The following is a 23,768-nucleotide window of genomic DNA, read 5'->3' as shown; positions in this document are numbered from 1 at the left end:
CCGGTCTGTAAGGCTGCTGAAAGCAATGCACTCTATATTCGGCAGCCTCAACAGACGGATAACCGGGCCCACCCGGAGACACGCCTGATGAGCGAGCTTTTTTACAACGCTGTGCCCAACGCCACTCGCGTTGCACCGCCACTGCCCGAGCCCCGGCAATACCCGAGCGAGAAACCGTCGCGGGTCTACCTGTTCGGCACCTGCGTGGTCGACCTGTTTTATCCCGAAGCCGGGATGGACGCGATCCATTTGCTGGAGCGCGAGGGCATTCGGGTCGACTACCCGCAAGGGCAGAGCTGCTGCGGACAACCGGCCTACACCTCGGGTTACACCGAGCAGGCGCGGACGGTGGCGCGCTCGCAACTGGCGCTGTTTGCCAGCGATTATCCGGTGGTGGTGCCGTCGGGTTCCTGCGCAGGAATGCTGCGCGAGCATTACGCCGACTTGTTCAAGGACGAGCCGGAAACGTTGGAACAGGTTCAGGCCCTCGCGGCCCGCACCTATGAATTGGCCGAGTTCCTGCTGTTCGTCTGCAAGGTGCAGCTCAAGGACAGCGGCGAGCCGGTCAAGGTGGCGCTGCACACCTCGTGTTCGGCGCGACGGGAAATGAATACCCACCTGCACGGCCGCGAGTTGTTGGCGCAGTTGAGCAACGTGGAACGGGTCAATCACGATCACGAAAGCGAATGCTGTGGCTTCGGTGGGACATTCAGCGTCCGTATGCCAGACATTTCCGGCGCGATGGTGGCTGACAAGACCCGAGCGTTGAAGGAATCCGGCGCGCATCAGGTACTCAGTGCCGACTGTGGCTGCTTGATGAACATCAACGGCTCGCTGGAAAAACAGAAGGAAGCGCTGCGCGGGCAACACCTGGCGAGCTTCCTCTGGCAACGAACCGGAGGTGCGCGATGAGCACTTCCACGATTATTCCTACGGTTGCCGTAGAAGAAGACTTCCGCACCCGGGCACACAACGCCCTGGGCGATTCGCAGTTGCGGAACAACTTCCGCACCGCGATGGATTCACTGATGACAAAGCGGGCAGCGGCTTTCAGCGATGCCCACGAAAGAGAACACCTGCGTGAACTGGGCAATGCGATCCGTGCCCGCGCGCTCTCCAAGTTGCCCGACCTGCTCGAGCAACTGGAACAGAACCTGACCCGCAACGGTGTGACAGTGCACTGGGCGGAAACGGTGGACGAGGCCAATGGCATCGTCCTTTCGATCATCCGCGCTCACGAGGCGCGGCAAGTGATCAAGGGCAAATCGATGGTCAGCGAAGAGATGGAGATGAACCATTTCCTCGAGGCTCGGGACATTGAATGTCTGGAGTCCGACATGGGGGAGTACATCGTCCAGCTCGACCACGAGAAGCCTTCACACATAATCATGCCGGCAATCCACAAGAATGCCGGTCAGGTCGCGTCCTTGTTCCACGACAAACTTGGCGTGGAATACACCAAGGACGTTGACCAACTCATTCAGATCGGTCGCAGGGTCCTGCGGCAGAAATTCTTCGAAGCGGACATCGGCGTCTCCGGCGTCAACTTCGCCGTGGCCGAAACCGGCACCCTGCTGCTGGTGGAAAACGAAGGCAACGGGCGTATGACCACCACCGTGCCACCGGTGCACATCGCCGTTACCGGCATCGAAAAAGTCGTGGAAAACCTGCGCGACGTGGTGCCGCTGCTGTCATTGCTGACCCGCTCGGCGCTGGGCATTCCGATCACCACCTACGTCAACATGATCTCCGGCCCGCGCAAGGAACACGAACTCGACGGCCCGCAGGAAGTGCATCTGGTGCTGCTCGACAACGGTCGCAGCCAGGCGTTTGCCGACAGCGAACTGCGCCAGACCTTGAACTGCATCCGCTGTGGCGCCTGCATGAATCATTGCCCGGTCTACACCCGTGTCGGCGGCCATACCTATGGCGAGGTTTACCCCGGCCCGATCGGCAAAATCATCACTCCGCACATGGTCGGCCTGGCGAAAGTCCCGGATCACCCGAGCGCGTCTTCGTTGTGCGGCGCCTGCGGTGAAGTGTGTCCGGTAAAAATCCCTATCCCCGCACTGCTGCGCCGCCTGCGCGAAGAGAACGTCAAAGCCCCCGACAGTCCTCACCAAGTGATGCGCGGCCAGGGCAGCAAGTATTCGCGCAAGGAACGCTTCATCTGGAACGCCTGGGCGAAGCTCAACAGCTCGCCGACTTTGTATCGACTGTTTGCGTTTTTCGCCACGCGCCTGCGCGCGCTGACGCCGAACAACGTCGGCCCGTGGACGCAGAATCACAGCGCTCCGAAACCCGCCGCCCGCTCACTGCATGACATGGCTCGCGAGCATCTGGCCAAACAAGGAGACCGTTGATGAGCGCCAAGCAAAATATCCTCGGCAAGTTACGGAACAGTCTGACGGGCACCACACCGATTGCCGACAACTTCGATGTCGATCTGGTGACCCAGCCTTACACCTACAGCGCCGAACAACGCATTCCACAACTGCGCAAATTGATGGAAGCGGTGCACACCGAAATCCACCTGACCTCCACTGAAGCGTGGCCGGCGCTGCTGGCGCAATTGCTGCGCGACCGCCAGTTGCCGAGCCTGCTGATCGCACCGACTACGCCTCACGGGCAGCGCATCACACAACACTGGGCGAACAATCCTGATCTGCCGGCGCTGAAGTCCTACGACCGACCGATGGAAGAGTGGAAAGCCGAGCTGTTCAACGACACCCCGGCCAGCCTCACCGGCACCCTCGGTGCCATCGCTGCCACCGGCAGCCTGATTCTGTGGCCGACCCGCGAAGAACCACGACTGATGAGCCTGGTACCGCCGGTGCATTTCGCCCTGCTCAAGGCCAGTCAGATTCGTGACAACTTCTATCAGGTCCAGCAGGAATTCGAGTGGGCCCAAGGTATGCCGACCAACGCGTTGCTGGTGTCCGGCCCGTCGAAAACCGCCGACATCGAACAAGTGCTGGCCTACGGCGCCCACGGCCCGAAAGACCTGGTGGTGTTGATCCTGGAGGACCAATGACCTTACCGGCGACTTTCCTGCGCGATGCGCAGCAGCTGATTCCGGCCGAACGGCGTTTCGACGATCCATTGTCGACTCTGGCCTTCGGCACCGATGCCAGCTTCTACCGACTGATTCCGCAACTGGTGATCCGCGTCGAATCCGAAGACGAAGTGGTCGCGCTGCTGAAACTGGCCCAGCGTGACCAGGTCCCGGTGACCTTCCGCGCCGCCGGCACCAGCCTGTCCGGCCAGGCGATCAGCGATTCGGTGCTGATCGTGCTGGGGGATAACTGGAATGCCCGTGAGATCCGAGGGCAAGGCATGCAGATCCGCCTGCAACCGGGGGTGATCGGCGCTCAGGCCAACGCGTGGCTCGCGCCATTCGGGCGCAAGATTGGCCCCGATCCGGCGTCGATCAATGCCTGCAAGATCGGCGGCATCGTCGCCAACAACGCCAGCGGCATGTGCTGCGGCACTGCACAAAATACCTATCACACGCTGGCGGGAATTCGTCTGGTTTTGGCCGACGGAACCCGACTCGACACCGAGGACGCTTCCAGTGTCGCGGCGTTTCGAACGAGCCACGGTGAATTGCTGGAACGCCTGGCAACACTGGGCCGCGAGACCCGCGCCAATGCCGAACTGGCTGCGCGAATCCGCCACAAATACCGTCTGAAAAATACCACCGGCCTGTCGCTCAACGCCCTGGTGGATTTCGATGAGCCTGTGGATATCTTGAGTCACTTGCTGGTCGGCTCCGAAGGCACACTCGGCTTCATCAGCGCGGTAACGTACGACACAGTGATCGACCACCCGAACAAGGCCTCGGCACTAATCGTGTTCCCCGACGTGGAAACCTGCTGCAACGCCGTCACCGTGCTGAAAAGCCAACCGGTGTCCGCCGTGGAATTGCTCGACCGCCGCAGTCTGCGCTCGGTGCAGGACAAACCCGGCATGCCGGATTTCGTACAGCAGCTGTCGAACAATGCCTGCGCTCTGCTGATCGAATCCCGCGCCGCTTCTTCCACGTTGTTGCAGGAACAACTGGCGCAGATCATGGCGTCGCTCGGTGATTTCCCGGTGGAAAAGCAGGTCGACTTCACCGAAGACCCGGTCGAGAACGCCCGCCTCTGGGCGATCCGCAAGGACACCTTCCCCGCCGTCGGCGCCGTGCGCAAGACCGGCACCACGGTGATCATCGAAGACGTGACCTTCCCGGTGGAGCAACTGGCCATCGGCGTGAATCGCCTGATCGAGCTGTTCGACAAACATCACTACGACGAAGCGATCCTTTTCGGACACGCGCTGGAAGGCAATCTGCACTTCGTCTTCACCCAAGGCTTCAATAGCCCGGAAGAAGTCGCACGCTATCAGGCGTTCATGGACGACGTGGCGCAACTGGTGGCCGTTGAGTTCGGCGGTTCGCTGAAGGCCGAACACGGCACCGGGCGCAACATGGCGCCGTTTGTCGAACTGGAATGGGGCAGCGATGCCTATCAATTGATGTGGCAGCTCAAGCGCCTGCTCGATCCCCAAGGCATTCTCAACCCGGACGTAGTGCTCAGCGAAGATCCACAGATCCACCTCAAGCACCTGAAGCCGCTGCCTGCCGCCGACGAGATTGTGGATAAGTGCATCGAGTGCGGTTTCTGTGAGCCGGTTTGTCCATCGAAGGGCCTGACCCTGAGCCCCCGCCAGCGCATCGTGATCTGGCGCGACATTCAGGCGCGAAAACGCGCCGGGATCGACACCACCGAACTGGAAAAAGCCTACGAGTACCAGGGCATCGAAACCTGCGCCGCGACCGGTTTGTGTGCGCAACGCTGCCCTGTAGGCATCAATACCGGCGAGCTGGTGAAAAAGCTGCGCAACCGTCACGCCACGCACACGAAAACTGCCAACTGGATCGAAGGAAATTTCGCCACCACCCTGCAAGGGGCACGCTTCACCCTGCACGTGGCCAACGGTGCGCGGATGTTGCTGGGAGCACCGCGTCTGGCGAAGCTTTCGGCAACACTGACGCGCTTGTCCAAAGGCCAGGTTCCACAGTGGAGCAACGCAATGCCGCAGCCGGAAAGAGCCATTCGCCTCAGTCCGACAATCTCGGACGAACGCCCGCGCGTGGTGTATCTGGCGGCCTGCGTGTCGCGGGTGATGGGCCCCGCAGCGGGCGACAAGGAGCAGATGTCGCTGTACGACAAAACCCGTGGCCTGCTGGAAAAGGCCGGTTATCAGGTGGTGCTCCCGGACAATCTGGACAACCTCTGCTGCGGCCAGCCGTTCGCTTCCAAAGGCTATGCCGAACAGGCCGAGCACAAGCGTCAGGAGTTGATCGGCACCTTGCTCCACGCCAGCCGAGGTGGGCTCGATCCGATCTATTGCGACACCAGCCCCTGCACATTGCGACTGGTGCAGGATGTGGGAAATGTTCGCCTTGATCTGTATGACCCTGTGCGGTTTATCCGTACGCACCTGATCGATCGACTGGAGTTCATCCCGCAGGAAGCACCGATTGCCGTTCATGTGACGTGCAGCACTCAGCACCTGGGGGAAAGTCAGGCGCTGATCGACCTGGCCCGCAAGTGCAGCAAGAACGTGGTTATTCCCGAAGGCATTCATTGCTGCGGATTTGCCGGCGACAAGGGCTTCACCACGCCGGAGCTGAACAGCCACTCGCTGCGCACACTCAAGGATGCGGTGCAGCATTGCAGCGAAGGGATTTCCACCAGCCGCACCTGTGAGATCGGTCTGACACAACATGGAGGCATCGACTACCACGGCCTGGCGTATCTGGTGGATCGAGTGACCCGAGCCAAACCCCGAGAAACCATCATCTGAAGAAAAATAGAACCCTTGCGAGCGACCACAGTCCACAGAACAAGCCCCGCTGACGGGGCTTTTCCTCCATTCGGTTGCCCGTCCTGACGGCCAGCGAAGTCTGGATCCTCAGTTCAAGGAGATTCATATGAAACGTTCTGTACTGTTAGGTCTGTTCGTTACTGCCTCGATGATGGCGTCTGCTTCGTTTGCCGCTGACAAGCCTGCCAGCCTTTGCGATACCAATATCCAGACCATCAACAATGCCAAGGGGCAGCTGTCATCGTCGCCCGAATTGAGTCAGCGAGCCGAAGCCAGCGTGCAGAAGGCACAGGCGCTCAAGGCCCAGGGCAAGATCGACGATTGCGTTGCAGAAACCCAGCAAACCATTCTGGAAATCCGAAAATCCAGTGGCACCAACAATTGATCGAAGCCGCGGCCAACCTTCGGGTTGGCCTTGACGGTCGATTGGCGTACACTGCACAGGCTTGCTGCTCTTCGAGATGTACAGAGCATCAGGCTCGGGGCCGTTTAGGATTCGACGCCGGTTGCGAAACTTTAGGTGCATGCCGACTTGGTAACAGAAGTCGTAAATCCACTGTTGCAACTACTTATAGTTGCCAATGACGACCAATACGGTGCTGCTCTCGCTGCTTAATTGCAGCTGACATGCACTCCTGGTACCTTCGGGTCCAGCAATCATCAGGGGATGTCTGTAAACCCAAAATGATTGTCATATAGAACAGAATCGCCGTGCAGTACGTTGTGGACGAAGCGGCTAAAACTTACACAACTCGCCCAAAGCACCCTGCCCGTCGGGTCGCTGAGGGTTAACTTAATAGACACGGCTACGCATGTAGTACCGACAGCGGAGTACTGGCGGACGGGGGTTCAAATCCCCCCGGCTCCACCAACTCTCAACGACAAGGCCCGCCAAGTGCGGGCTTTGTCGCATCTGGGGATTCATATCCGGAGAGCCCATGCGCCAGGCACTACTGATCATCGACGTACAACCCTGCTTTTCCCCGCCGCCATGGCTGGTCGAAGGCATCCGGTCGCTCATCGGCACACTGCCCAGCGTCGCCACGGTCGAACGTCACGACGAAAGCCGCACGCCTTTCCAGCGACAGCTCGGCTGGCACCCCGCGCCGGACGATGACAGCCTGATCGCTGCGGATCGCATTTTCATCAAATACGGTTATGCGCCGTCGCCGGACACGATCGATTATTTGAAAAACCTGAATCTTGATCGTGTGCTGGTTTGTGGTCTGCAGACCGAGACCTGTTGCCTCGCCGCTGGATTTGCGCTGTTCGATGCCGGTTTACAACCGACGTTGCTCACGGATCTGACGGTAGGTTCATCGCTGGATCGTTCGGGTGGGCTGGGTGTGCGATTATGGGAACATCACTTCAAGCACACGCTGACGTCGAGTGAACTTCGCTCCTGCCTGCTGGTGTCCTAGGTAACTTCCCGCAGCACGCGTCGACTTTCATGTACTGGTTCAAGATGCTTCCGAGCGCTAGTCTTCGCGCTCCGCTGCAAGCCGGCAGATGGTTTACCAAAGGAATTCGCCGGGAGCCTGAAACCATAGAGCGTTGTCATGAAAAAGACACTCGATGCCAAATTAAAAAGGGGAGAGATTGATTTCCTTCAAAATAAATCTGTCCCCTTTTCCCACAGCATTTCCTTCAGGGCCCCCCGGCTCATTCCAATCTAAGATCGATAGCCACATCACTATGAGGAAAAAGGAAACTGCAATGCATAAGCGCAAACGCCGAAGTCGCTTCTAGAAACTTTTCGATTTTGGCTGCACGATTGCGCGCACGTGCAAACCCATTCGCTTGTGACCTTTCGGTAGGCTCTTACCCAAAGCAATCTTTTACGTAAGGCTGGTATCGATCTCCAGCAGCTCATGAATACCCTGCTAATCTCCATAGCATGATCAAAAGCTATGCTTTCTTTCCTCCTCGCTTCGTCTCGTATACTTGGCGCTCAAGCCATACAACATACAAGGAGTTACGCATGGACAAGGAGCGTTATCCGCCGCATTTGGTGCAAAAAGGAAATCCAGGTTCGATAGGCATGCACCGCAGATCAGACTACCGGTCGCTGATACCTGGCGATAGCAGCCATCACGGCCATTTTACCACTCGAAAACCAATGAGCCGTCCATGATGGACTTGTTGGAGGCTGTCTTAGGCAATTACGCGAGCTAAAATAACCATGAGCACTTCAAATATAGATCAACTACCAAATCAAAATAACACGATCAAATATTCAGGTATAAATCTGAGTAGAACCAATACCCATCCGCTTCATTAAAACTGGTGAGTACAATGATCCCACTAACGCAACAACTTAACCAACGCCTTATGAATACTCCAACGCAGGGGGATGTAGGAGTTGCACATCTCGCCATGGTGAACGCTGGATATGTTTTTGTCGGCTATCACGGCACAAGTACTGCTAGCATGAGAAGCATGGATGCCTGGGGGCTTGATCCGCATTATGCTGGCTCATCCATGGGACTTGCCAGGGGAATAGGTTTTTATGTTGCTAAAACAAAAAACCTGGCACTAGATTTCGAAGGAGAAGGAGAAGCTCCTGTATTAATGCGTGTTTATGCTAGAAATTTCAGGGCAATGATTTCACCGCTACACTTTGAGTACGGCGGAATGAGCACAAACGTTGGGACACCCGCAGCAGTTATCGCACAAACAACCGAGATAGTATTTAGAATCCCAGCCTATCCAGCTTTATCTTTATTTCGAACATCAGAAGCAATTGAAGACATAATCAACGAGCCGGTTCCAACTTATGAAACTCAAGAAGAGCCTTCCAATCCAACCTGGACCACCCCGCCAGGTAGAAAGCGAAGAAACAGCCTTCCTTCACACTTCAAATTATAATCACCCCCAAACAACTTACAGGTTCACTTAAATAGCCGGATATATTCCGGCTATCGAACCGTCAGCACACTATATCTTTTTGGACGTTATCACAGGGTCAATCACCTAACGCCCAGTTACGTCATGCTGGTGCCCTTGATTTGTTAATCACATTCCAATATCTGTCGCATTCATTTCCAAACCCTACAGTAATCATCGAGCCTATCCATCCATCCGGTCGCTCATTGGCACGCTGCCCAGCGTCGCCACCGTCGAACGTCACGACGAAAACCGCACGCCTTTCCAGCGACAACTCGGCTGGCACCCTGCGCCGGACAATGACAGCCTGATCGAGGCGAATCGTATTTTCATCAAACACGGTTATGCGCCGTCGCCGGACACGAACGATTATCTGAAAAGCCTGAATCTGGATCGCGTGCTGGTCTGTGGTCTGCAGACCGAGACCTGTTGCCTCGCCGCCGGATTTGCATTGTTCGATGCCGGGTTGCAGCCGACGTTGCTCACGGATCTGACGGTAGGTTCTTCGCTGGATCGCTCGGGAGAACTGGGCATACAACTGTGGAAACATCACTTCAAGCACACACTCAAACCCAGCGAGCTTTAGACCCTGCCAGCCTTAAAGCCCTCCAACAGGGGTAGCGCCAACACGCCCCCCCTGTTTTTCACTGCCCTCACGCCTACCACGATAGCGCTTGCGCAATTTGATCTGCTGCAACTCTGGATCGACGATTATCCGTGAGAGGTGCCCGCAACAACGATCGTTGCCCGTTACGCTCCACAATCCAGAACGCCATTTTCGTCGGTGTTTCGTACGGGCCGCCAATGACAGGGTTTACGCTGGAAAAGCCCTGGCCATCCGGCAATGCCCTCACATCGAATTCCCACTTGTGGCCGGTGGGCGGGGAGTCATCATGGATGGCGGACTTGGGAGAGAATGTTGTCTTGTGAATACCTTCTGCTTGCAGGCCCAGGTTTTTCGACATGAAGGCGCGCAGCGTCGACTCCAGCTCCTGGTCTGATGACTGCGGCACGCCTACAGTGAGGCCGAGTTGGGCACCCGTTTGCAGATTTTCGTAAAAGAACCGGTTTTGGGTGTCGGGACGCAAACGGTAGTCACCTACGCGCAAGGGTAAATGCATGCCTTGACGTCGATTGACGAAAGCATTTTCTTCCTTCGGTACTGTCCATCCCAGAGTCGCATCGCTTTTCTGCCACTCAATAAGCTTACGGTTCAGGGAGACGGCCTCCTGACCTCGTCCCTGTCTATAGGCAATGTCCGCGGAGTAGTCCAGCGCACTGCGATAGAGGATTTCATTCTTGAAGGCACTTTCCCAGGCTGGTACAGCCAAACCCAACGAATGACGGGCAGCGTCAAGGTTTCCGCGCTGATATTGGGACAGACCGATGTAGGTGTGCATCCGCGCAATTTCGTCAGAAAAATACGCATCGGGGAGTGCCTGCTCGGCCAATTCGGCAGCTTTGGCCGCGCCATCAGGAAGCGTGGCGGACGATTCGATATCTCGGATCTGCTGGGCCATCGGCCGCTCACGAAACAGCGGCGGCGCACTACGCCACTGCAATGCTGCGAGCAATTGGCGTATTTGTTCAGCCGCTTGAATCTCGTCTCCCGATCCGAACGTAACATCGATATCCATGCGCCAGTCGCCCCGCAACGTCAGCCAATAAACTTTGATGCACTCCTTCTCCTCACATTCCGTTTGATCTCCCCGCTTGAAGGATGCCAGGCCATCGAAAGAGAGATCGGGCATTGTCACTTCCAGTGCACTCGGTAAGTGCCGCTTATGGAAAGCATCCAGCGATTCCTGTCGCTCGGCGGCGCTCAACTTGCGCTGAGCTTCGTCATAGGACAAAGAGATCTCAGCGTTGAGGCGGCCGTTCGCCAATTCCTGTGTGAACAGTAAACGGGAGGCGAAATCGCGCTTGGTGGCTGGCTCGAACCTGGTCAACTTCCACTGCCCCAGAATGAGGGGCATTGAGAAATCAGCCAAATCGTATCGCAAGCGCTGCTCATCCCGGGACAAAGTCCATAAACCGGGATCGGGACTTGCGATGGCGAACAACTTTGCTTGAAGTCGTGCAACTTCTGCTCTTTCACCCGCCATCATGCTCGCTTCGATTGCCCGACCCAGCCTGTCTGTTACTCGGGGGTCGCGCCTGCCCGATGCCCCGTTGGCAGCAGCTTGCTTCTCCCAGTACGCGATCTGCTCTTCAGCAGCGCTACGAGATTCGTCGTATCGGGCCTGCTTGTATAGCAAATCAACGAGCAATGCCCCCGCGTCAAGTTCCGTAAAATCGAGGGCACCACCTTTGCGACCGGCCTCTATGGCCGCTTGGGCAGAAACCGTAGCCTCCGCCAGCAATCCTTCGCGGTTCAGGCTCTGGGCTTCTCGCATCAGCCCTGCCGCGTCTGTCGCTCGAGTCTGGGCTTGAATCAGGGGCGCCATGAAGAAAGAAATACTGGATGACAGCAAAAGCGCGGCAATGAAGCGCCCGTGTCTTTTTTTTGTTGAACGCATCATTTTTTCTCTCTGATACGCCTCTCATGGACGTGTCACATAGGCTTTAGAACGCGCATTGTGGCATGGTCCTCGCTAACCAGTGGCCCCCGCCTCCCACATAACGAGTCCTAGGAAATTTCCCTCAACACGCGTCGACTTTCATGAACTGGTGCTCCCCGTTCCCCACGGTTACCCTCCGGACTTCGCTGCACTCAGGTGAACGGCACAGACCCGCCGAAGCGCAAGGATCACCCATCACATGGAGCCCGGTCATGAAAAAAGACACCCCGAATTCTGTCGAGAGCCCGACGATTACCGATCGATCAGACACTGCCGTTCGCACGGACAACACCAGCAGACGCAGTTCCCGGCTCGTACAGGTCAACCAGATCTTCAGCGTGCGGCCTGATGTCGACTTGCTCACCCTGTTGACCCACGCCAGCCAGAACCTCGCCTCGCTCAACGCCATTGCGCAGGATTTCATCCACCGCCCGGATGAAGCACAGCGCGCCCGGGCAGTCGCGATGCATCAGTTGGCCGGGTTGGCGGAGATGCTGGTCGACAGCGCCTTGAGCAAGCTTGGCCCGCAGTATTTGCCCGCCGAAACCAAGCCGATTCGCTGCCACTGACATCACAACGCGGGCGCATCAACCCACGATAAACGCTTGCTGCCCTGTTCTGTTGCAGCCTTGTCCGGGGGTGAGTCGGGACATGAATTTTTCTTCACAGCCCCTCCACCGCCAAAGCTGTACAGTCCGCTCGCTCATTCAAGAAACTACGGTTCGCCCGCTCTCCTGCGGGCTTTTTTTTGCCCGGGATGTGGCGGCGAAGCGATACACATACGTGTCCTGAACGCCGTGTTGCTCCGAATGCCGGGCCTGAGGATGAACCCTGATCAACGCGAAGCCAGCCGCTACTGCCAGGTGCTGACTGCGCAGGTTGGCGGAAGACGTAGTCAGGTAAAACGTGGCATCGGGAAATCGGCCCAGCACTTGAGTCAGCGCGGCACGCAGATACCCCTTTCCCGAGAGTTCGGTGTTGGCCCAATAACCAACGACGTAACGATGACGTCCCCGCGGCTTCAAACCGATGCAGCCGATGATCGCCGCCCCGTCGGCAGCAACGATGAAAAACCTGCGCTCGCCGGTTTCGCTGTCGAACTCAACACGAGCCTTGAGCAAAAACTCCAGCGCCTGCTCCTCGGTCGTGTGCGCACGGGCCCAGGACAAAAACTCCGAATGCTCCGGGTAACTGACGTTCAGCGCTCGCTGAAACGCAAGGTACAACGCCGGATCCGGGGATCTGACACGCAGTGACTCGCCCCCCGCCATTAACGCAAACTCCATCTCATCCTCCTTGAAAACGCCTTCGCACATGGCGAGCCCATACCTGACTGTGCAGCGAACGGCGCAAATTTATAGAACGAATCAAACCACCCGCGATTTGTAATTTCCTGCCTGCCGGGCAATTCTGTTGATCAATCCCGAGACCCGGAGCGTCCGATGCCGCTGTTGACCCTGCCCTGCCAACGCCTGACGCTCGCGGTGCTCGACCCGGATCAGGCGCCTCTGGAAAGCGATTTCTACCAACGCAACCTGCGCCATCTCGCGCCGTGGTCACCAATCCGCACCACCGATTATTTCTCCACCGAACAGATCCGCCGACGCCTTGAAATACAGGCCAGCGCTTTCGATGCAGGGCTGGCCGTGCATCTCGCGCTGCTGACTCCGAACGGCCAACAAATGATCGGCGCCTGCAATTTCAGCGGGATCATTCGGGGTGCGTTCCAGGCGTGTTATCTGGGTTATCACATCGATGCAGCCCATCAAGGCCAGGGCCTGATGCAGGAAGCGCTGGAATCCGCGATCGCCTACATGTTCGAGACCCAGAACCTGCACCGGATCATGGCCAACTACATTCCCGGCAACGAGCGCAGCGCACGGTTACTGGAACGGCTGGGTTTCGAGCGCGAGGGTTATGCCAAGGCGTATCTGAACATTGCCGGGCGCTGGCAGGATCATGTGCTGACGGCGCTGGTCAATCCGGCATTCGAAGCACCGGATCAGCGCTGGTCGCGACGTCTTGCGTGAGTTTCACAATTTGTTAAGCATTGGCGAAGTATGCTCACGCCTCTCGCCCCTTCCGGTTATCTGAAACCTATGTCGTCGCGTGCCGCCACTTCACTGTTCCTGCTTGCCGCCCTGCTGTTTTTCTTCGCGCTGGGTAACCATCAATTGCAAGGCTCCACCGAGGCCCGCGTCGCCGGCATCGCCATGGAGATGCACCTGGACGATGACTGGGTGACGCCCCGTCTGTTCGGCGAACCGTTTCTGGAAAAACCGCCGCTGAGTCTGTGGCTGGACGCCGGCGCCATGCGCGTGTTCGGTGTTTCTCCGTGGGCGGTGCGACTGGCATCGGCGGTGGCTGGCCTGCTCAGCGTGATGCTGTTGTACGGCATGCTGCGGCGCTTCGAACGGCCGAAAGCGATCGCGTGGACAGCGGGCATTCTGCTGGCGACCATGGCCAGTTACTGGAGCAACGTGCGCGGGGTCGGCGAGGATGCGTTGCTCGCACTCGGCGTGACCACGGCGCTGCTGGCGTTCTTCCAGGCGCAACGAGCATCGACGATAGGCAATTCGTTGCTGTTTGCCGTCGGGATTGCCATCGCCACGCTCAGTAAAGGTGTACTCGGTCTGGCGATGCCGGGGGTGGTGATTTTCGCTTACCTGCTGGCCGACAACCTGATGGACAAGCGCTTCAAACTGACCGAGTGGTTGCGTCCCGGTTTGCTGACAGCGCTCGGGCTGATTCCGCTGCTGATCTGGCTCGCGGTGCTCTATCAGCACGGCGGCGCCCAGGCAGTCAGAGAAGTCTTGCTGACCAACAGTCTCGGGCGTTTCAGCGGATCGTTCGTCGAAGCCGGGCACTATGAGCCGTTTTACTACTACATCGCCAAACTGCCCGAAGCGTTCCTGCCCTGGAACATTCTGGTGTACCTGGGGCTGTGGCACTTCCGTAAACAATTGAAGGCCAATCGTTACCTGCTGTTTTTCAGCCTGTGGATCGTTGCGCAGTTCATCATGCTGACCCTGGCCTCAAGCAAGCGCACGGTGTACCTGATGTCGATGACGCCGGCGGCGGCGGTGATCGCGGCCGAATATGCAGCCGTACTGTTCGAAAGGCTGAAGGAGCGTAACAGCGGTTTTGTCGGATGGATCGCCCGTCATCGTCAGGCATTAGCGGCCGGTATCCTGACCGTGGTGATCGCCAGCTACCTCGGTGCCGCGCAATGGGCACTGCCAAACGCAGACAAGGAATTGTCGTTCCTGCCACTGACCGAACACATCCAGTCGCTGCAAGCCAGCGGCCATCAGGTCGCGCTGTTCCAGGCCAACGAACGGGTCGGCGGCGCCAGCGTGTTCTATACCCAGAGCGTCCTCAAGGGGCTGGATACCGATGCGCAATTGAAGGATTTCCTCAGTGCCTCGCCTTCGAACATCGCGGTGATGTCAGGGGATAGCGAACCCGCCGCCCCGCTGAAAGTGCTCAAGACCATGATGGTCGGGCGCCAGGCGTACTACTTCGTAGGCTATTAATGCCGTGACGCACAAACGAAAAACCCGCCGATGATGGCGGGTTTTTCATTTCAGTGGCGACGCTTCAGAGAGAAACCTCAGGCTGTGTACTGAACACCTGTCGCTCACGCTTGCTCAACACCGGCAACTCCAGACGAGCCCGTCCATAAAACGCCAGCGCCGTCAGCAAACACGCCAGCCAGACGAAGATACCGGCCCAGAACGTGTGGGACATGTAGTGCCAGCCCTGCAGAACCCGCGTCGTGCCGTAGACGAAACCGAGCAACAGCGAGCCCCACAACAAGGCGCTGGAGAAGCGCCACTGATAACGACGCGCGACAAAATACAGCGCCAGCATGGTGAACCCGCCGGACGCATGCCCACCCGGCCAGCAACGACCGTCACCGGCTTCATGGAACAGCTGGAAATTGCTGTACCACTCGATGTGAGCCATTTTGCCGCCGTACAGCGTCGTCTCGATCGGGCAATAAACGCTGGTGTGGGCCTTGAGGAAGTGAATAACGCCGGTACACACCGCGAAGGCCACCACCACAAACAGAAAATCCCGGCGATGGTCAGCAGCAAAACGCAGCACCGGAGCCACTTTGCAGCGCTCCAGAAATCCGCCGAGACGCGGACGCTTCTGCGGATTGACCAACGGCCAGACCACCGACAGCATCGCGCCGACCAGCGCGATTTCAGCGGTCCAGTTCGGGATGATCCGCGCCCACTTGTGGGTCAGCTTTTCAAAGAAGTGAATCTTGTCGAGCGGGAAGGTATGGGTCAGCGGATCGAACAGCAGGTTGCTGAAGGCGATGTCGATGTTCGTCATGTCGAACATCAGGAACACCAGCGCCGCACAAAACAGCGGGATGCCGAAGTTGTAAGCGTAAAAGCGAGAAGTCATCGGGTGGTCACCGTACGCCAGTCAGAGGCCTCGATGAAGCCGAGCATCTTTGGAGCCGCCAGGCTGGCAGCGGAAACGAACAGCGAAGAACCATAACCGAGGGTCGAGGCCGGCACCTTGAGGTCTTTTTCCAGCTGCGCCATGCACTCGCTGTGGGTAACCAGAATCAGGTTACGCCCTGGGACCTTGTGCGCGAGCGCGTCCTGCAACATGCGGCCCTTGCAACTGATCAGCCAGTCTTCGCCGGCCGTCGCCCGGTTGAACATGTAACCGGCGGTCTGCACGGTGCGGGTCATCGGGCTGTTATAGATGTCGGCGTTGTTCAGGCCCAGGCGCTCGAATTGCGCACCGACAGCAACCGCGACACTGCGCGAACGGTCGGTGATGCCGTCATTGCCGCTCAGGCACGGCGCCGGGGAGTGATCGCAGCGCTCGACATGGCGCACCAGCACGATCATGTCGCCCTTGGCCCAGCCGGTCGCCAACGCCTGCGCGCCGGCGACATTGCCGTGGGCGAGGTCAGGCACCGCCGCCGGGGCGAGCAGCCACAGGGTCAGCGGAATCACCAGTGCCGACACGGCCAGAACAACCCCGGCGTTTCGAAAGCGGGCCAAACCACTCAGATCGATCGAGCGTTTGACGCCGAACAGACTCAGTCTCAATTCCACAAAAATTCGCCTCGCCAGCCTATATCACTGTCATTTGATGCGGCGAAGGTACAGACGCCCCCGTGGGCGGCCGGTGAAAGTCATGTGAAAAAAGTCTTGGGATCCCTTGTTACAAATTCCGTCGGACAAAATCCTTTCAGCTCCAGGATTTGCGGCCGATACAGTCCTGCTAACACCCTTGCTGGCTCAAAAAAACAACAATCTTCCAGCCTAACCGACGATCAAGAAGCACAACGTTTCTGGAGGAATTGTGATGAATAGCTGGTTCGGCAACATCAGCGTGAACCTCAAACTGGGGCTGGGATTCGGTCTCGTCCTGGCCCTGACCTGCATTCTGGCCCTGACGGGCTGGACCAGCCTGGGCGGCCTGATTGACCGCAGCAACTGGATGAGCGACATCACCCAGCTCAACTCTGGCCTGACCAAGCTGCGCGTGGTGCGCCTGCAATACATGCTGACCAACGGCGACGAAACCGCCGCGCAGAACGTGCAGACCACCCTCGACGGTTTCGCTGCGCAACAGCAGGCGCTGATCGGCAAATTCAAGAGCCCGGAAAACGTCAAGTTGCTCAAGGCGCAGGCGGCGACCATCGCCGAATACCAGACGTCCCTGAACAAGATGCGCAACGCCTACCGCACCGGTAACACGGCGCGCGACACCATGAGCGTCAATGCCGAGACCGCGTACGACCTGATCGAATCGATCAGCACCCGCGTCCAGCAGATGGCCATGAGTGAACAGCGTTTCGAGCAGTTCCAGGCCATTACCGCCGCCAAGGAAGCCTTCATCCTGGCGCGCTACGAAGTGCGCGGCTACACCGCCACCACCAACGCCGAGACCGAGCAGAAAGCCGTCGGTCAGTTGGACGTGGCCATCGCCAGCCTCAAGCAACTGAACGCGCATTTCGCCGACACCCAGCAAGACGCCCTGCGTCAGCTGGAAACCGCGCTGACCAACTACCGCAGCGCGTTGCAGGCTTACAAGAATGCCAACACCGATGCGGTGCAGGCACGCAAGGAAATGACCGATCAGGGCGCCACCATCGTGACCCTGAGCGAGCAGATGTATCAGATCCAGCTAGACCGTCGTGACATGGAAAGCGCTCAGGCCCGCACCCTGCAACTGATCAGCACCCTGCTGGCCTTGCTGGTGGGCGTCATCGCTGCCTTCATCATCACCCGCCAGATCACCCGTCCGCTGCAGGAAACCATGGCCGTGGTGGAACGCATCGCCAGCGGCGACCTGAGCCACAACGTGATCGTCACCCGCCGCGATGAACTCGGCGTGCTGCAACAAGGCATCGCGCGCATGGGCGTAACCCTGCGCGACCTGATCAGCGGCATCCGCGACGGCGTGACCCAGATCGCCAGCGCCGCCGAAGAATTGTCGGCCGTCACCGAACAGACCAGCGCCGGCGTCAACAGCCAGAAGATCGAGACCGATCAGGTGGCCACCGCCATGCACGAGATGACTGCCACCGTGCAGGAAGTCGCGCGCAACGCCGAAGAAGCCTCGCAAGCCGCGGCCGCCGCTGACGGCGAAGCCCGCGAAGGCGACAAGGTGGTGAACGAAGCCATCGCCCAGATCGAGCGTCTGGCCAGCGAAGTGGTGCGTTCCACCGAAGCCATGAGCGTGCTGCAACAGGAAAGCGACAAGATCGGCAGCGTCATGGACGTGATCAAGGCCGTGGCCGAACAGACCAACCTGCTGGCCCTCAACGCCGCCATCGAAGCCGCCCGTGCCGGTGAAGCCGGTCGTGGTTTTGCCGTGGTCGCCGACGAAGTCCGTGGTCTGGCTCAGCGCACCCAGAAATCCACCGAAGAAATCGAAGGCCTGGTGGCCGGTCTGCAGAACGGCACGCAACAGGTTTCCGCCGTGATGAACAACAGCCGCGCCCTGACCGACAGCAGCGTCGCCCTGACCCGCAAGGCCGGTTCGTCCCTGGAAAACATCACCCGCACGGTGTCGAATATCCAGTCGATGAACCAACAGATCGCCGCAGCCGCCGAACAGCAAAGCGCCGTGGCCGAAGAAATCAGCCGCAGCATCATCAACGTCCGTGACGTGTCGGAACAGACGGCGGCGGCGAGTGATGAGACCGCCAAGTCCAGCGTTGAACTGGCACGGTTGGGTGGGCAGTTGCAGCAGATGGTTAGCCACTTCCGCGTCTGACCTACAGTCAGCGCTGAAGCGAAATTCAATCGCGGGCAAGCCCGCTCCCACAAGGTTCTGAGGCGTGCACAGATACTGTGTTCGACTCTTTACCTGTGGGAGCGGGCTTGCCCGCGATTGCGATGTAACTGCCTATGAAGATAGGTCCTGCAAAAAAAACCGTGCCGTATCAGCGTAAAGGCAACTCCAATTCAACCCCGTCAAAACGTCTAAACCGTTCGTGGATTCGAGTTCCCAAGCCACCGGTAGATTGATTCTGCTCCAGCGCATTGCGCAACATCACACACGCCTGCTCCTCAATCGAACGACCATTGAATCTTGCCGTGGCCTCCAGCTTTTTATAGAGCTGATAGTCAACATTCCTGATGATTAAACTCGCCACAATCCCTCCAACGTATTGGCCCCTGAAGCATCGAAGCTAGCACGCAGCGTTTGATGCAAGGTTTCAGGTTGTAACGAAGGGATGGAGATCGCGTCTTGCCCACTCACCGCGTCCCCCGCTGCCGCAACGCCGACGGCATGAAGTACGAATCCTCCGGCACCGGTTGCGAGAAGTCGACGGTCGAGGCCTCTTCGTTATCCAGGTTCTGCACGTAGTACCGACGGGCCTGCAAGTCGTGGAAGACGTCGAGTGCGCTCCAGGTGGTGGGCAGGTCGTAGAAGTTTTTCAGGTAGGCCATCGACACGCGCCACAGCTCCCCTCGCCCGTCGTATTGATCCACCAGCGCGGCGCCCCAGCTGTCTTCGTCGAGGAACAGCACGCGTTTGGAATAGATATGTCGTGCGCCTGGTTTGAGTGTGCCTTCCACCACCCAGACCCGGTGCAGCTCGTAGCGGGTGTATTGCGGGTTGAGATGGCCGGGGGTGAGCAGTTGGGCGTATTTCACGTCGGGGCTGCCGACTTTGTAGTTGTTGTAGGGGATGTAGATTTCCTGCTTGCCCTTGAGCTTCCAGTCGAAGCGGTCCGGCGAGCCGTTGAACAGGTCGGTGTCGTCTGCGGTGCGCAGGCCATCGGATGAGGCAATCGGCGTGTCGTAGGCGAGGTTCGGTGCACGGCGGACGCGGCGTTGGCCGGCGTCGTAGATCCAGGCCTGGCGGGCGTCCTTGAGCTGGTCCAGTGTTTCGTGCACCAACGCTGCACCACCGGCGAGGCGGGCCGGGCTTTTCACGAAGGCGAGGTAGTAGAACAGGATGTTTTTCAGGTCGGCGAATTGACCGCCCGGGCGGTAGTAATTGAAGAAGCCCTCTTGCTGCGAGGTCACCAGCGCGAAGCTGCCGTTGCGCTGCACAGGTGCTTCGGAGGCGCGGCGGACCACGTAGATGCCGCGATAGCGAGTGATGTGATTCCACAGCACTTCGACACCATCCTTGGGTACCGGGAACGGTACGCCGCCATAGGCATCGGCGAACCCGCTGCCGCCCTCCAGCAACTTGGCCGAGGTCGCATTCTTCAGGGTGTTGTCATACAGCCACTGCGGCGCCGAACCGGATCGGCGCGAGGGATAGACCGGCATCTGGAAGGTGTCGGGGTAGCTGTTGAACAGCGCGATCTGGCCGGGGCTGAGGTGCGCCTTGTGCTGGTCGAGATTGGCCTTGGTGATGGTGAACAGCGGTTTGTCCGCCGCGTACGGATCGGGGTGATGCTGGCCGGGCTTGTAGCCGGCCGGCGCCTGGGTGATGCCGCCAGTCCAGGCCGGGATGGTGCCGGCAGCGTTGCCGGCACGCTCGGCGCCCATGGGGGTCAACGAGGTTTTCAGTTGTTCGGCTTGCTGGGGCGAGATGGCGGCCAGCGTACTTGCAGCGGTCAAACTCAAAAGCAACGCCAGTGTGGTCTTGGTCAGTCGTGATGCAGGAAACATGTTCGTTCTCCGAATTCAAAAACCTGTGGGCTCACAAGAAATACTTGAGGTTGAAACCGACGTTGTCGCGGTCGCGAATACCGTTGTTCTGCCCGCCGCCCCAGAACTCGGTGTATTGCAGTTCGGCTTCGAGCTTGTTCTGGTAGTTGGCCTTGACCCCCAGCGTGTAGGCCTTGCGACCCTCGATGGCATTGCCGGCCTGGTAGCTGTTGCCCTTGAAATCGTCCTTGTAGACGACGTAGGGCGAGACGTTGATCCCGGCGTACACGTCGTTCCAGGTGCCGTTGAACATCACCGTGTAGCTGTAGGAATTGCGATTGACCTGATCGTCGCGATCACCGCCGGACACGTACGAAGTGTTGCCGGTGCCGGCGTAGTAACGGGTGCTGCCGTCGTAGGCGGTGTATTGCAGGCTGCTGCCGCGCAGGTGCTCGGAGGCCAGTTCGAAGATGCCGAACATCGAGTCGAACGACAGCGTCGGGCCGAAGTTGTAGATGCTGCCTAGCGAAGTGTTGAACGCTTCCACCCGCTCGGCGTTGTTGATCTGGCTGTCGAGGGTGACCATTTGCCCGCCGACGTTGATGGTCTTGCCGGACACTGCTGCGGCAGCACCGTTGGCCAGATCGCCGATCAGGTCGTTGGTGGCCGCGACGCCGATGGGCAGGTTCGGTCGATAGGCCACTTCACCGAACACCGAGGCATTGCCCAGCGTGGTGTTGAAGCTGAAACCGTACATGCGGATGTCTTCGGCATACCGCCGATGGGCCTGGATGTTGCCCATCACATCGGCGGTCGCCAGACCGTTGGCGAGAGCCCCAGCCTGACTGCCGGCAACGCTGGAGAGCATGTTGGTCAGAGCATTCATGTCGATGCCCTTGTAACCGCCAAGGTCAGCGGCGATGGTCGGTTCCTTGGCGTGGTAGTTGACCATGTACAGGCCGAACTCGGTGCTGTTGAGCTCTTCGGCGATGTAGCGAAAGGCAAAGCCGAACTGGCCGTCATTGCGCGCGTTGTAGTCCTTGCCGATCGACGCCACCTTGAGGGTGTTGCCGTAGGCCGGGGTCACGCCATTGGCGTAGAGGCCGGTGGACTTCAGCGCCGGGCCGAGCAACGGGTTGTTGCCCAGTGCGCTGTACAGACCGATGACATTGCCAAACCCCGGCACCGGCGTATCAAGTGCGGTGCCGCTGAAGTTGTTGTAGGCGGTGTTACCGCCGTCGGCGAACAGGTCGGTCTGCGAGTAGAACGTGCCGACCGGGTCGATGCGGGTTTCTTTCCAGTTGGTCTGGTAGAAGCTCTCCATCGTCAGGCTGTCGGTCAGGCCGATGTTGAAGCTGACCGCCTCCACCGGCATCAGCACTTCCTTGACCTCGGCACCCGGCAAGCGGTACTTGGCGGCGTCCACCGGATTGGTGGTGTTGACCCCGCCGCGATAGAAAATCCCCTCGCCCCAGTTGAACACCTGACGCCCCACCCGCGCCGTGACCGGCATTTGCGCAACATCCCAGCTGCCGTGGACGTAGGCGTCGAGCATCTCGATCCGGCTGCCGGCGATGTCGCGGGTCTGGCTGGTGAAACGGTCGTCCTGGGGATAACTCTGGCTCGGCTGCGACGGGCTGTTGTTGTGGTAGTAGTCGTTGCGCTTGTCCATCAACTGGGTGTCGTAGAACGCGGTGCCGCGCAGGAACATCCCGTAGTTCTGGTAGTTGGCTTCCAGCTCCGAAGTGATCTTGTACACCTCGGAAACCAGCCCGGTGTCGAAGTTGCGATTGCCGTCGTTGGTGTTGACGTCATCGTTGTTCTTGTCCCGGCCCTGCACCCGCCACAAGCGGCCATAGGACAAGGTCGTGTCGAGCGAGCCGGTGACCTGATTGTCCAGCACGCTGAACTCGGCGGCCTGCACCGCGTCGACTGCGCAGAGTTGCAGCAGCCCTGCCAAACCGACACCGGGGAGCGCTACGCCAGACAGGCGCAATCGAGTGTTGATCATCTGTTCCTCCTTCCCTGTTCTTATTGTTGTGTGTTGCCGCGATGCTTAGGGCGCCAGCCCCGCACGAACATAAATCCGGCTGTGGGCGCCGAAATGGCCGAGCAATTTGAGCAATTGCCGATTGAGTTCCGGGTGCTCGAAGGTCTCGCGCTGCAACTGATTGCCCGCGCTGAAATCGCTGGTGACCGGCGCCGTTTCCAGCCACTGGCCGATGGCTTCATCGAAGGCGGCAGAGTCGTCGACGGACTCGGCGCTCACCACTTCGCGCAGGTAGTCCACGGAGTACGGCGGGTAATGCGCGTCCCCGGCGGCATCGGCGTAGGCGTCGATCATCGGATGCGGCTGACCGGCGCGCAGCACACGGCGCAGCCAGGTCGACTGGTATTTCTCGACCTCCATGTGGCGGGTCGCGACCCGTTCGATGGACGCCTGTTTGTCATCCGCAAAACCGGCCAGCGCCTTGCCCTCCAGCAGCAGAAGGCTCGGCAGTTCGACGCCCGGCAACGGCTTGGCGTGATACGGCTGGGTCAGGTCCTGAACGTGGTGCAGGCCCCAACCGAGAAAGCGATAACCCCAGTAAGGATGGCCGCTGGCAAACGCCAGTCGCGCCAGCCCCATGTATTGATACGCGCGCCAGTCCGGCCAGCTGCGCTCAAGAAATCCGGCAGCCGCATACACCACCGGGCTCTCATGGAAGAAGCCCATGTGGAACGGCGCCTGGGAGCTGTACTGGAAGCGCGCATCGCCAAACGGCTGCGGGCCGAAGCCGTACAACGCGGCGACTTCACCGGGGTTGTCGCTGAACAGATTGATGTCGTGGCCGTAATCCGGCTCATCCGCGGCGCTGGCCAGCACGGCCAGGGGCGCGACTTTTTCGTGATCGGCTACGCGGATGAAACGCTGGCGATTCCACGGCGAAAGCGTTTGCTCCACCATGACCTGATCGGCCTGCAGATGCTCGCGCTCCGGCAGGTCCTTGCCCGGCAACGGCTGGATGACCATCGCCAGATAAATCTGCGGGTTGATCCGCAGCGCGGTGAGGAAGTCGTGGCGCAGATTGTCGCTCGGCTCGGCGGGCAACTTGAGGTTGTCGGGGCGCGGCGGGTACTGGTTGAAATGCTCGCGGGCGAAGCGTTCCTGCTCATCGAGCAACGCGGCGATGGCCGGATATTGCTCGGAGAGAAACCGCTCCAGCGGTTCGACTTCAACAGGTGGCGCATCGCGCAACGCCGGCAGGTCCTGCAACGCCAGGTAGCTGCCCACCGTATGATTCGACCAGCCCCACGCCGTCGGGACCATTCCACAAAGCAGCAGCAGGAGGAATGTCAGCTTCAT

19 protein-coding genes, 1 other RNA gene and 2 pseudogenes are annotated in these 23,768 nt (G+C 59.1%); 14 read left to right on the top strand and 8 right to left on the bottom strand.

Features of this window, described 5'->3' with window-relative positions; translation table 11 throughout:
* Positions 1–87: 87 nt before the first annotated feature.
* From AC1RME_RS27730 to AC1RME_RS27690, 9 genes and pseudogenes are all read left to right on the top strand, one after another.
* Positions 88–912, top strand: a complete 825-nt coding sequence (locus tag AC1RME_RS27730) for a (Fe-S)-binding protein (protein WP_096818798.1) — start codon at positions 88–90, stop codon at positions 910–912.
* Positions 909–2,363 carry a LutB/LldF family L-lactate oxidation iron-sulfur protein gene (locus tag AC1RME_RS27725; protein WP_096818796.1) on the top strand — a complete coding sequence of 485 codons (1,455 nt, stop codon included), beginning with the start codon at positions 909–911 and terminating at the stop codon, positions 2,361–2,363. Before AC1RME_RS27730 ends, AC1RME_RS27725 begins: the two co-directional genes overlap by 4 nt.
* Positions 2,363–3,034: a LutC/YkgG family protein gene (locus AC1RME_RS27720; RefSeq protein WP_096818793.1), complete on the top strand. Its 672-nt coding sequence runs from the start codon at positions 2,363–2,365 to the stop codon at positions 3,032–3,034. Before AC1RME_RS27725 ends, AC1RME_RS27720 begins: the two co-directional genes overlap by 1 nt.
* Positions 3,031–5,853 carry an FAD-binding and (Fe-S)-binding domain-containing protein gene (locus AC1RME_RS27715; protein WP_096818791.1) on the top strand — a complete coding sequence of 941 codons (2,823 nt, stop codon included), beginning with the start codon at positions 3,031–3,033 and terminating at the stop codon, positions 5,851–5,853. Before AC1RME_RS27720 ends, AC1RME_RS27715 begins: the two co-directional genes overlap by 4 nt.
* Positions 5,854–5,980: 127 nt before the next feature.
* Positions 5,981–6,259, top strand: coding sequence for a PA2433 domain-containing protein (locus tag AC1RME_RS27710; RefSeq protein ID WP_096818788.1), 279 nt, complete (start codon positions 5,981–5,983; stop codon positions 6,257–6,259).
* 96 nt (positions 6,260–6,355) lie between these two features.
* Positions 6,356–6,745: a transfer-messenger RNA gene (ssrA, locus tag AC1RME_RS27705) on the top strand.
* A 67-nt stretch (positions 6,746–6,812) separates the two neighbouring features.
* A complete protein-coding gene (locus tag AC1RME_RS27700; RefSeq protein WP_096818787.1) occupies positions 6,813–7,295 on the top strand; it encodes an isochorismatase family protein in 483 nt (160 codons plus the stop codon).
* 874 nt (positions 7,296–8,169) lie between these two features.
* Positions 8,170–8,742, top strand: a complete 573-nt coding sequence (locus tag AC1RME_RS27695) for a poly(ADP-ribose) polymerase family protein (RefSeq protein ID WP_141401758.1) — start codon at positions 8,170–8,172, stop codon at positions 8,740–8,742.
* A gap of 211 nt (positions 8,743–8,953) precedes the next feature.
* Positions 8,954–9,346, top strand: a pseudogene (locus AC1RME_RS27690) (isochorismatase family protein); the annotation flags it as partial.
* 73 nt (positions 9,347–9,419) lie between these two features.
* Here the strand turns inward: AC1RME_RS27690 and AC1RME_RS27685 are convergent.
* Entirely contained in the window at positions 9,420–11,282 is a 1,863-nt protein-coding gene (locus AC1RME_RS27685) for a hypothetical protein (protein WP_493092011.1), read from the bottom strand.
* Between the two features lie 251 nt (positions 11,283–11,533).
* Here AC1RME_RS27685 and AC1RME_RS27680 point away from each other — a divergent pair, with 251 nt between their 5' ends.
* Complete coding sequence (locus tag AC1RME_RS27680) at positions 11,534–11,890, top strand: DUF6124 family protein (RefSeq protein ID WP_096818781.1); 357 nt, start codon at positions 11,534–11,536, stop codon at positions 11,888–11,890.
* Positions 11,891–12,028: 138 nt separating this feature from the next.
* Here the strand turns inward: AC1RME_RS27680 and AC1RME_RS27675 are convergent, their stop codons facing one another.
* Positions 12,029–12,607 (bottom strand): GNAT family N-acetyltransferase, encoded by a 579-nt coding sequence (locus AC1RME_RS27675; RefSeq protein ID WP_096818780.1) that lies wholly within the window; start codon positions 12,605–12,607, stop codon positions 12,029–12,031.
* Between the two features lie 156 nt (positions 12,608–12,763).
* On the opposite strand from AC1RME_RS27675, the gene rimJ reads away from it, so the two are divergent.
* The gene (rimJ, locus tag AC1RME_RS27670) at positions 12,764–13,351 is read left to right on the top strand and encodes a ribosomal protein S5-alanine N-acetyltransferase (RefSeq protein WP_096818778.1); all 588 of its coding nucleotides are present in this window, start codon (positions 12,764–12,766) and stop codon (positions 13,349–13,351) included.
* A gap of 30 nt (positions 13,352–13,381) precedes the next feature.
* Positions 13,382–14,857, top strand: coding sequence for an ArnT family glycosyltransferase (locus AC1RME_RS27665; RefSeq protein WP_493092009.1), 1,476 nt, complete (start codon positions 13,382–13,384; stop codon positions 14,855–14,857).
* 64 nt (positions 14,858–14,921) lie between these two features.
* On the opposite strand, the gene AC1RME_RS27660 is transcribed toward AC1RME_RS27665, so the two are convergent.
* Together AC1RME_RS27660 and pmrG are read right to left on the bottom strand one after the other, a co-directional pair.
* Positions 14,922–15,743: a phosphatase PAP2 family protein gene (locus AC1RME_RS27660; RefSeq protein WP_096818775.1), complete on the bottom strand. Its 822-nt coding sequence runs from the start codon at positions 15,741–15,743 to the stop codon at positions 14,922–14,924.
* Positions 15,740–16,411 (bottom strand): lipopolysaccharide core heptose(II)-phosphate phosphatase PmrG, encoded by a 672-nt coding sequence (gene pmrG / locus AC1RME_RS27655; RefSeq protein ID WP_096818773.1) that lies wholly within the window; start codon positions 16,409–16,411, stop codon positions 15,740–15,742. Before pmrG ends, AC1RME_RS27660 begins: the two co-directional genes overlap by 4 nt.
* Before the next feature lie 253 nt (positions 16,412–16,664).
* Between pmrG and AC1RME_RS27650 the strand changes: the two are divergent.
* A pseudogene (locus AC1RME_RS27650) lies at positions 16,665–17,726 on the top strand (methyl-accepting chemotaxis protein); the annotation flags it as partial.
* Positions 17,721–18,584: a methyl-accepting chemotaxis protein gene (locus AC1RME_RS27645; RefSeq protein WP_371858302.1), complete on the top strand. Its 864-nt coding sequence runs from the start codon at positions 17,721–17,723 to the stop codon at positions 18,582–18,584. The pseudogene AC1RME_RS27650 and the gene AC1RME_RS27645, both read left to right, overlap by 6 nt.
* A gap of 169 nt (positions 18,585–18,753) precedes the next feature.
* Here the strand turns inward: AC1RME_RS27645 and AC1RME_RS27640 are convergent, their stop codons facing one another.
* From AC1RME_RS27640 to AC1RME_RS27625, 4 genes are all read right to left on the bottom strand, one after another.
* Positions 18,754–18,966 carry a FitA-like ribbon-helix-helix domain-containing protein gene (locus AC1RME_RS27640; protein ID WP_096818767.1) on the bottom strand — a complete coding sequence of 71 codons (213 nt, stop codon included), beginning with the start codon at positions 18,964–18,966 and terminating at the stop codon, positions 18,754–18,756.
* A gap of 103 nt (positions 18,967–19,069) precedes the next feature.
* Complete coding sequence (locus tag AC1RME_RS27635; protein ID WP_096818764.1) at positions 19,070–20,443, bottom strand: DUF1329 domain-containing protein; 1,374 nt, start codon at positions 20,441–20,443, stop codon at positions 19,070–19,072.
* Between the two features lie 31 nt (positions 20,444–20,474).
* A complete protein-coding gene (locus tag AC1RME_RS27630; RefSeq protein ID WP_096818761.1) occupies positions 20,475–22,433 on the bottom strand; it encodes a DUF1302 domain-containing protein in 1,959 nt (652 codons plus the stop codon).
* Positions 22,434–22,478: 45 nt separating this feature from the next.
* Entirely contained in the window at positions 22,479–23,768 is a 1,290-nt protein-coding gene (locus AC1RME_RS27625; RefSeq protein WP_096818757.1) for a phospholipase C/P1 nuclease family protein, read from the bottom strand.

It is taken from the genome of Pseudomonas sp. GW822-FHT03F08 (assembly GCF_058801265.1).
The sequence above is the reverse complement of the archived record's forward strand: the minus strand, read 5'-3'. Positions and strand labels throughout refer to the sequence as shown.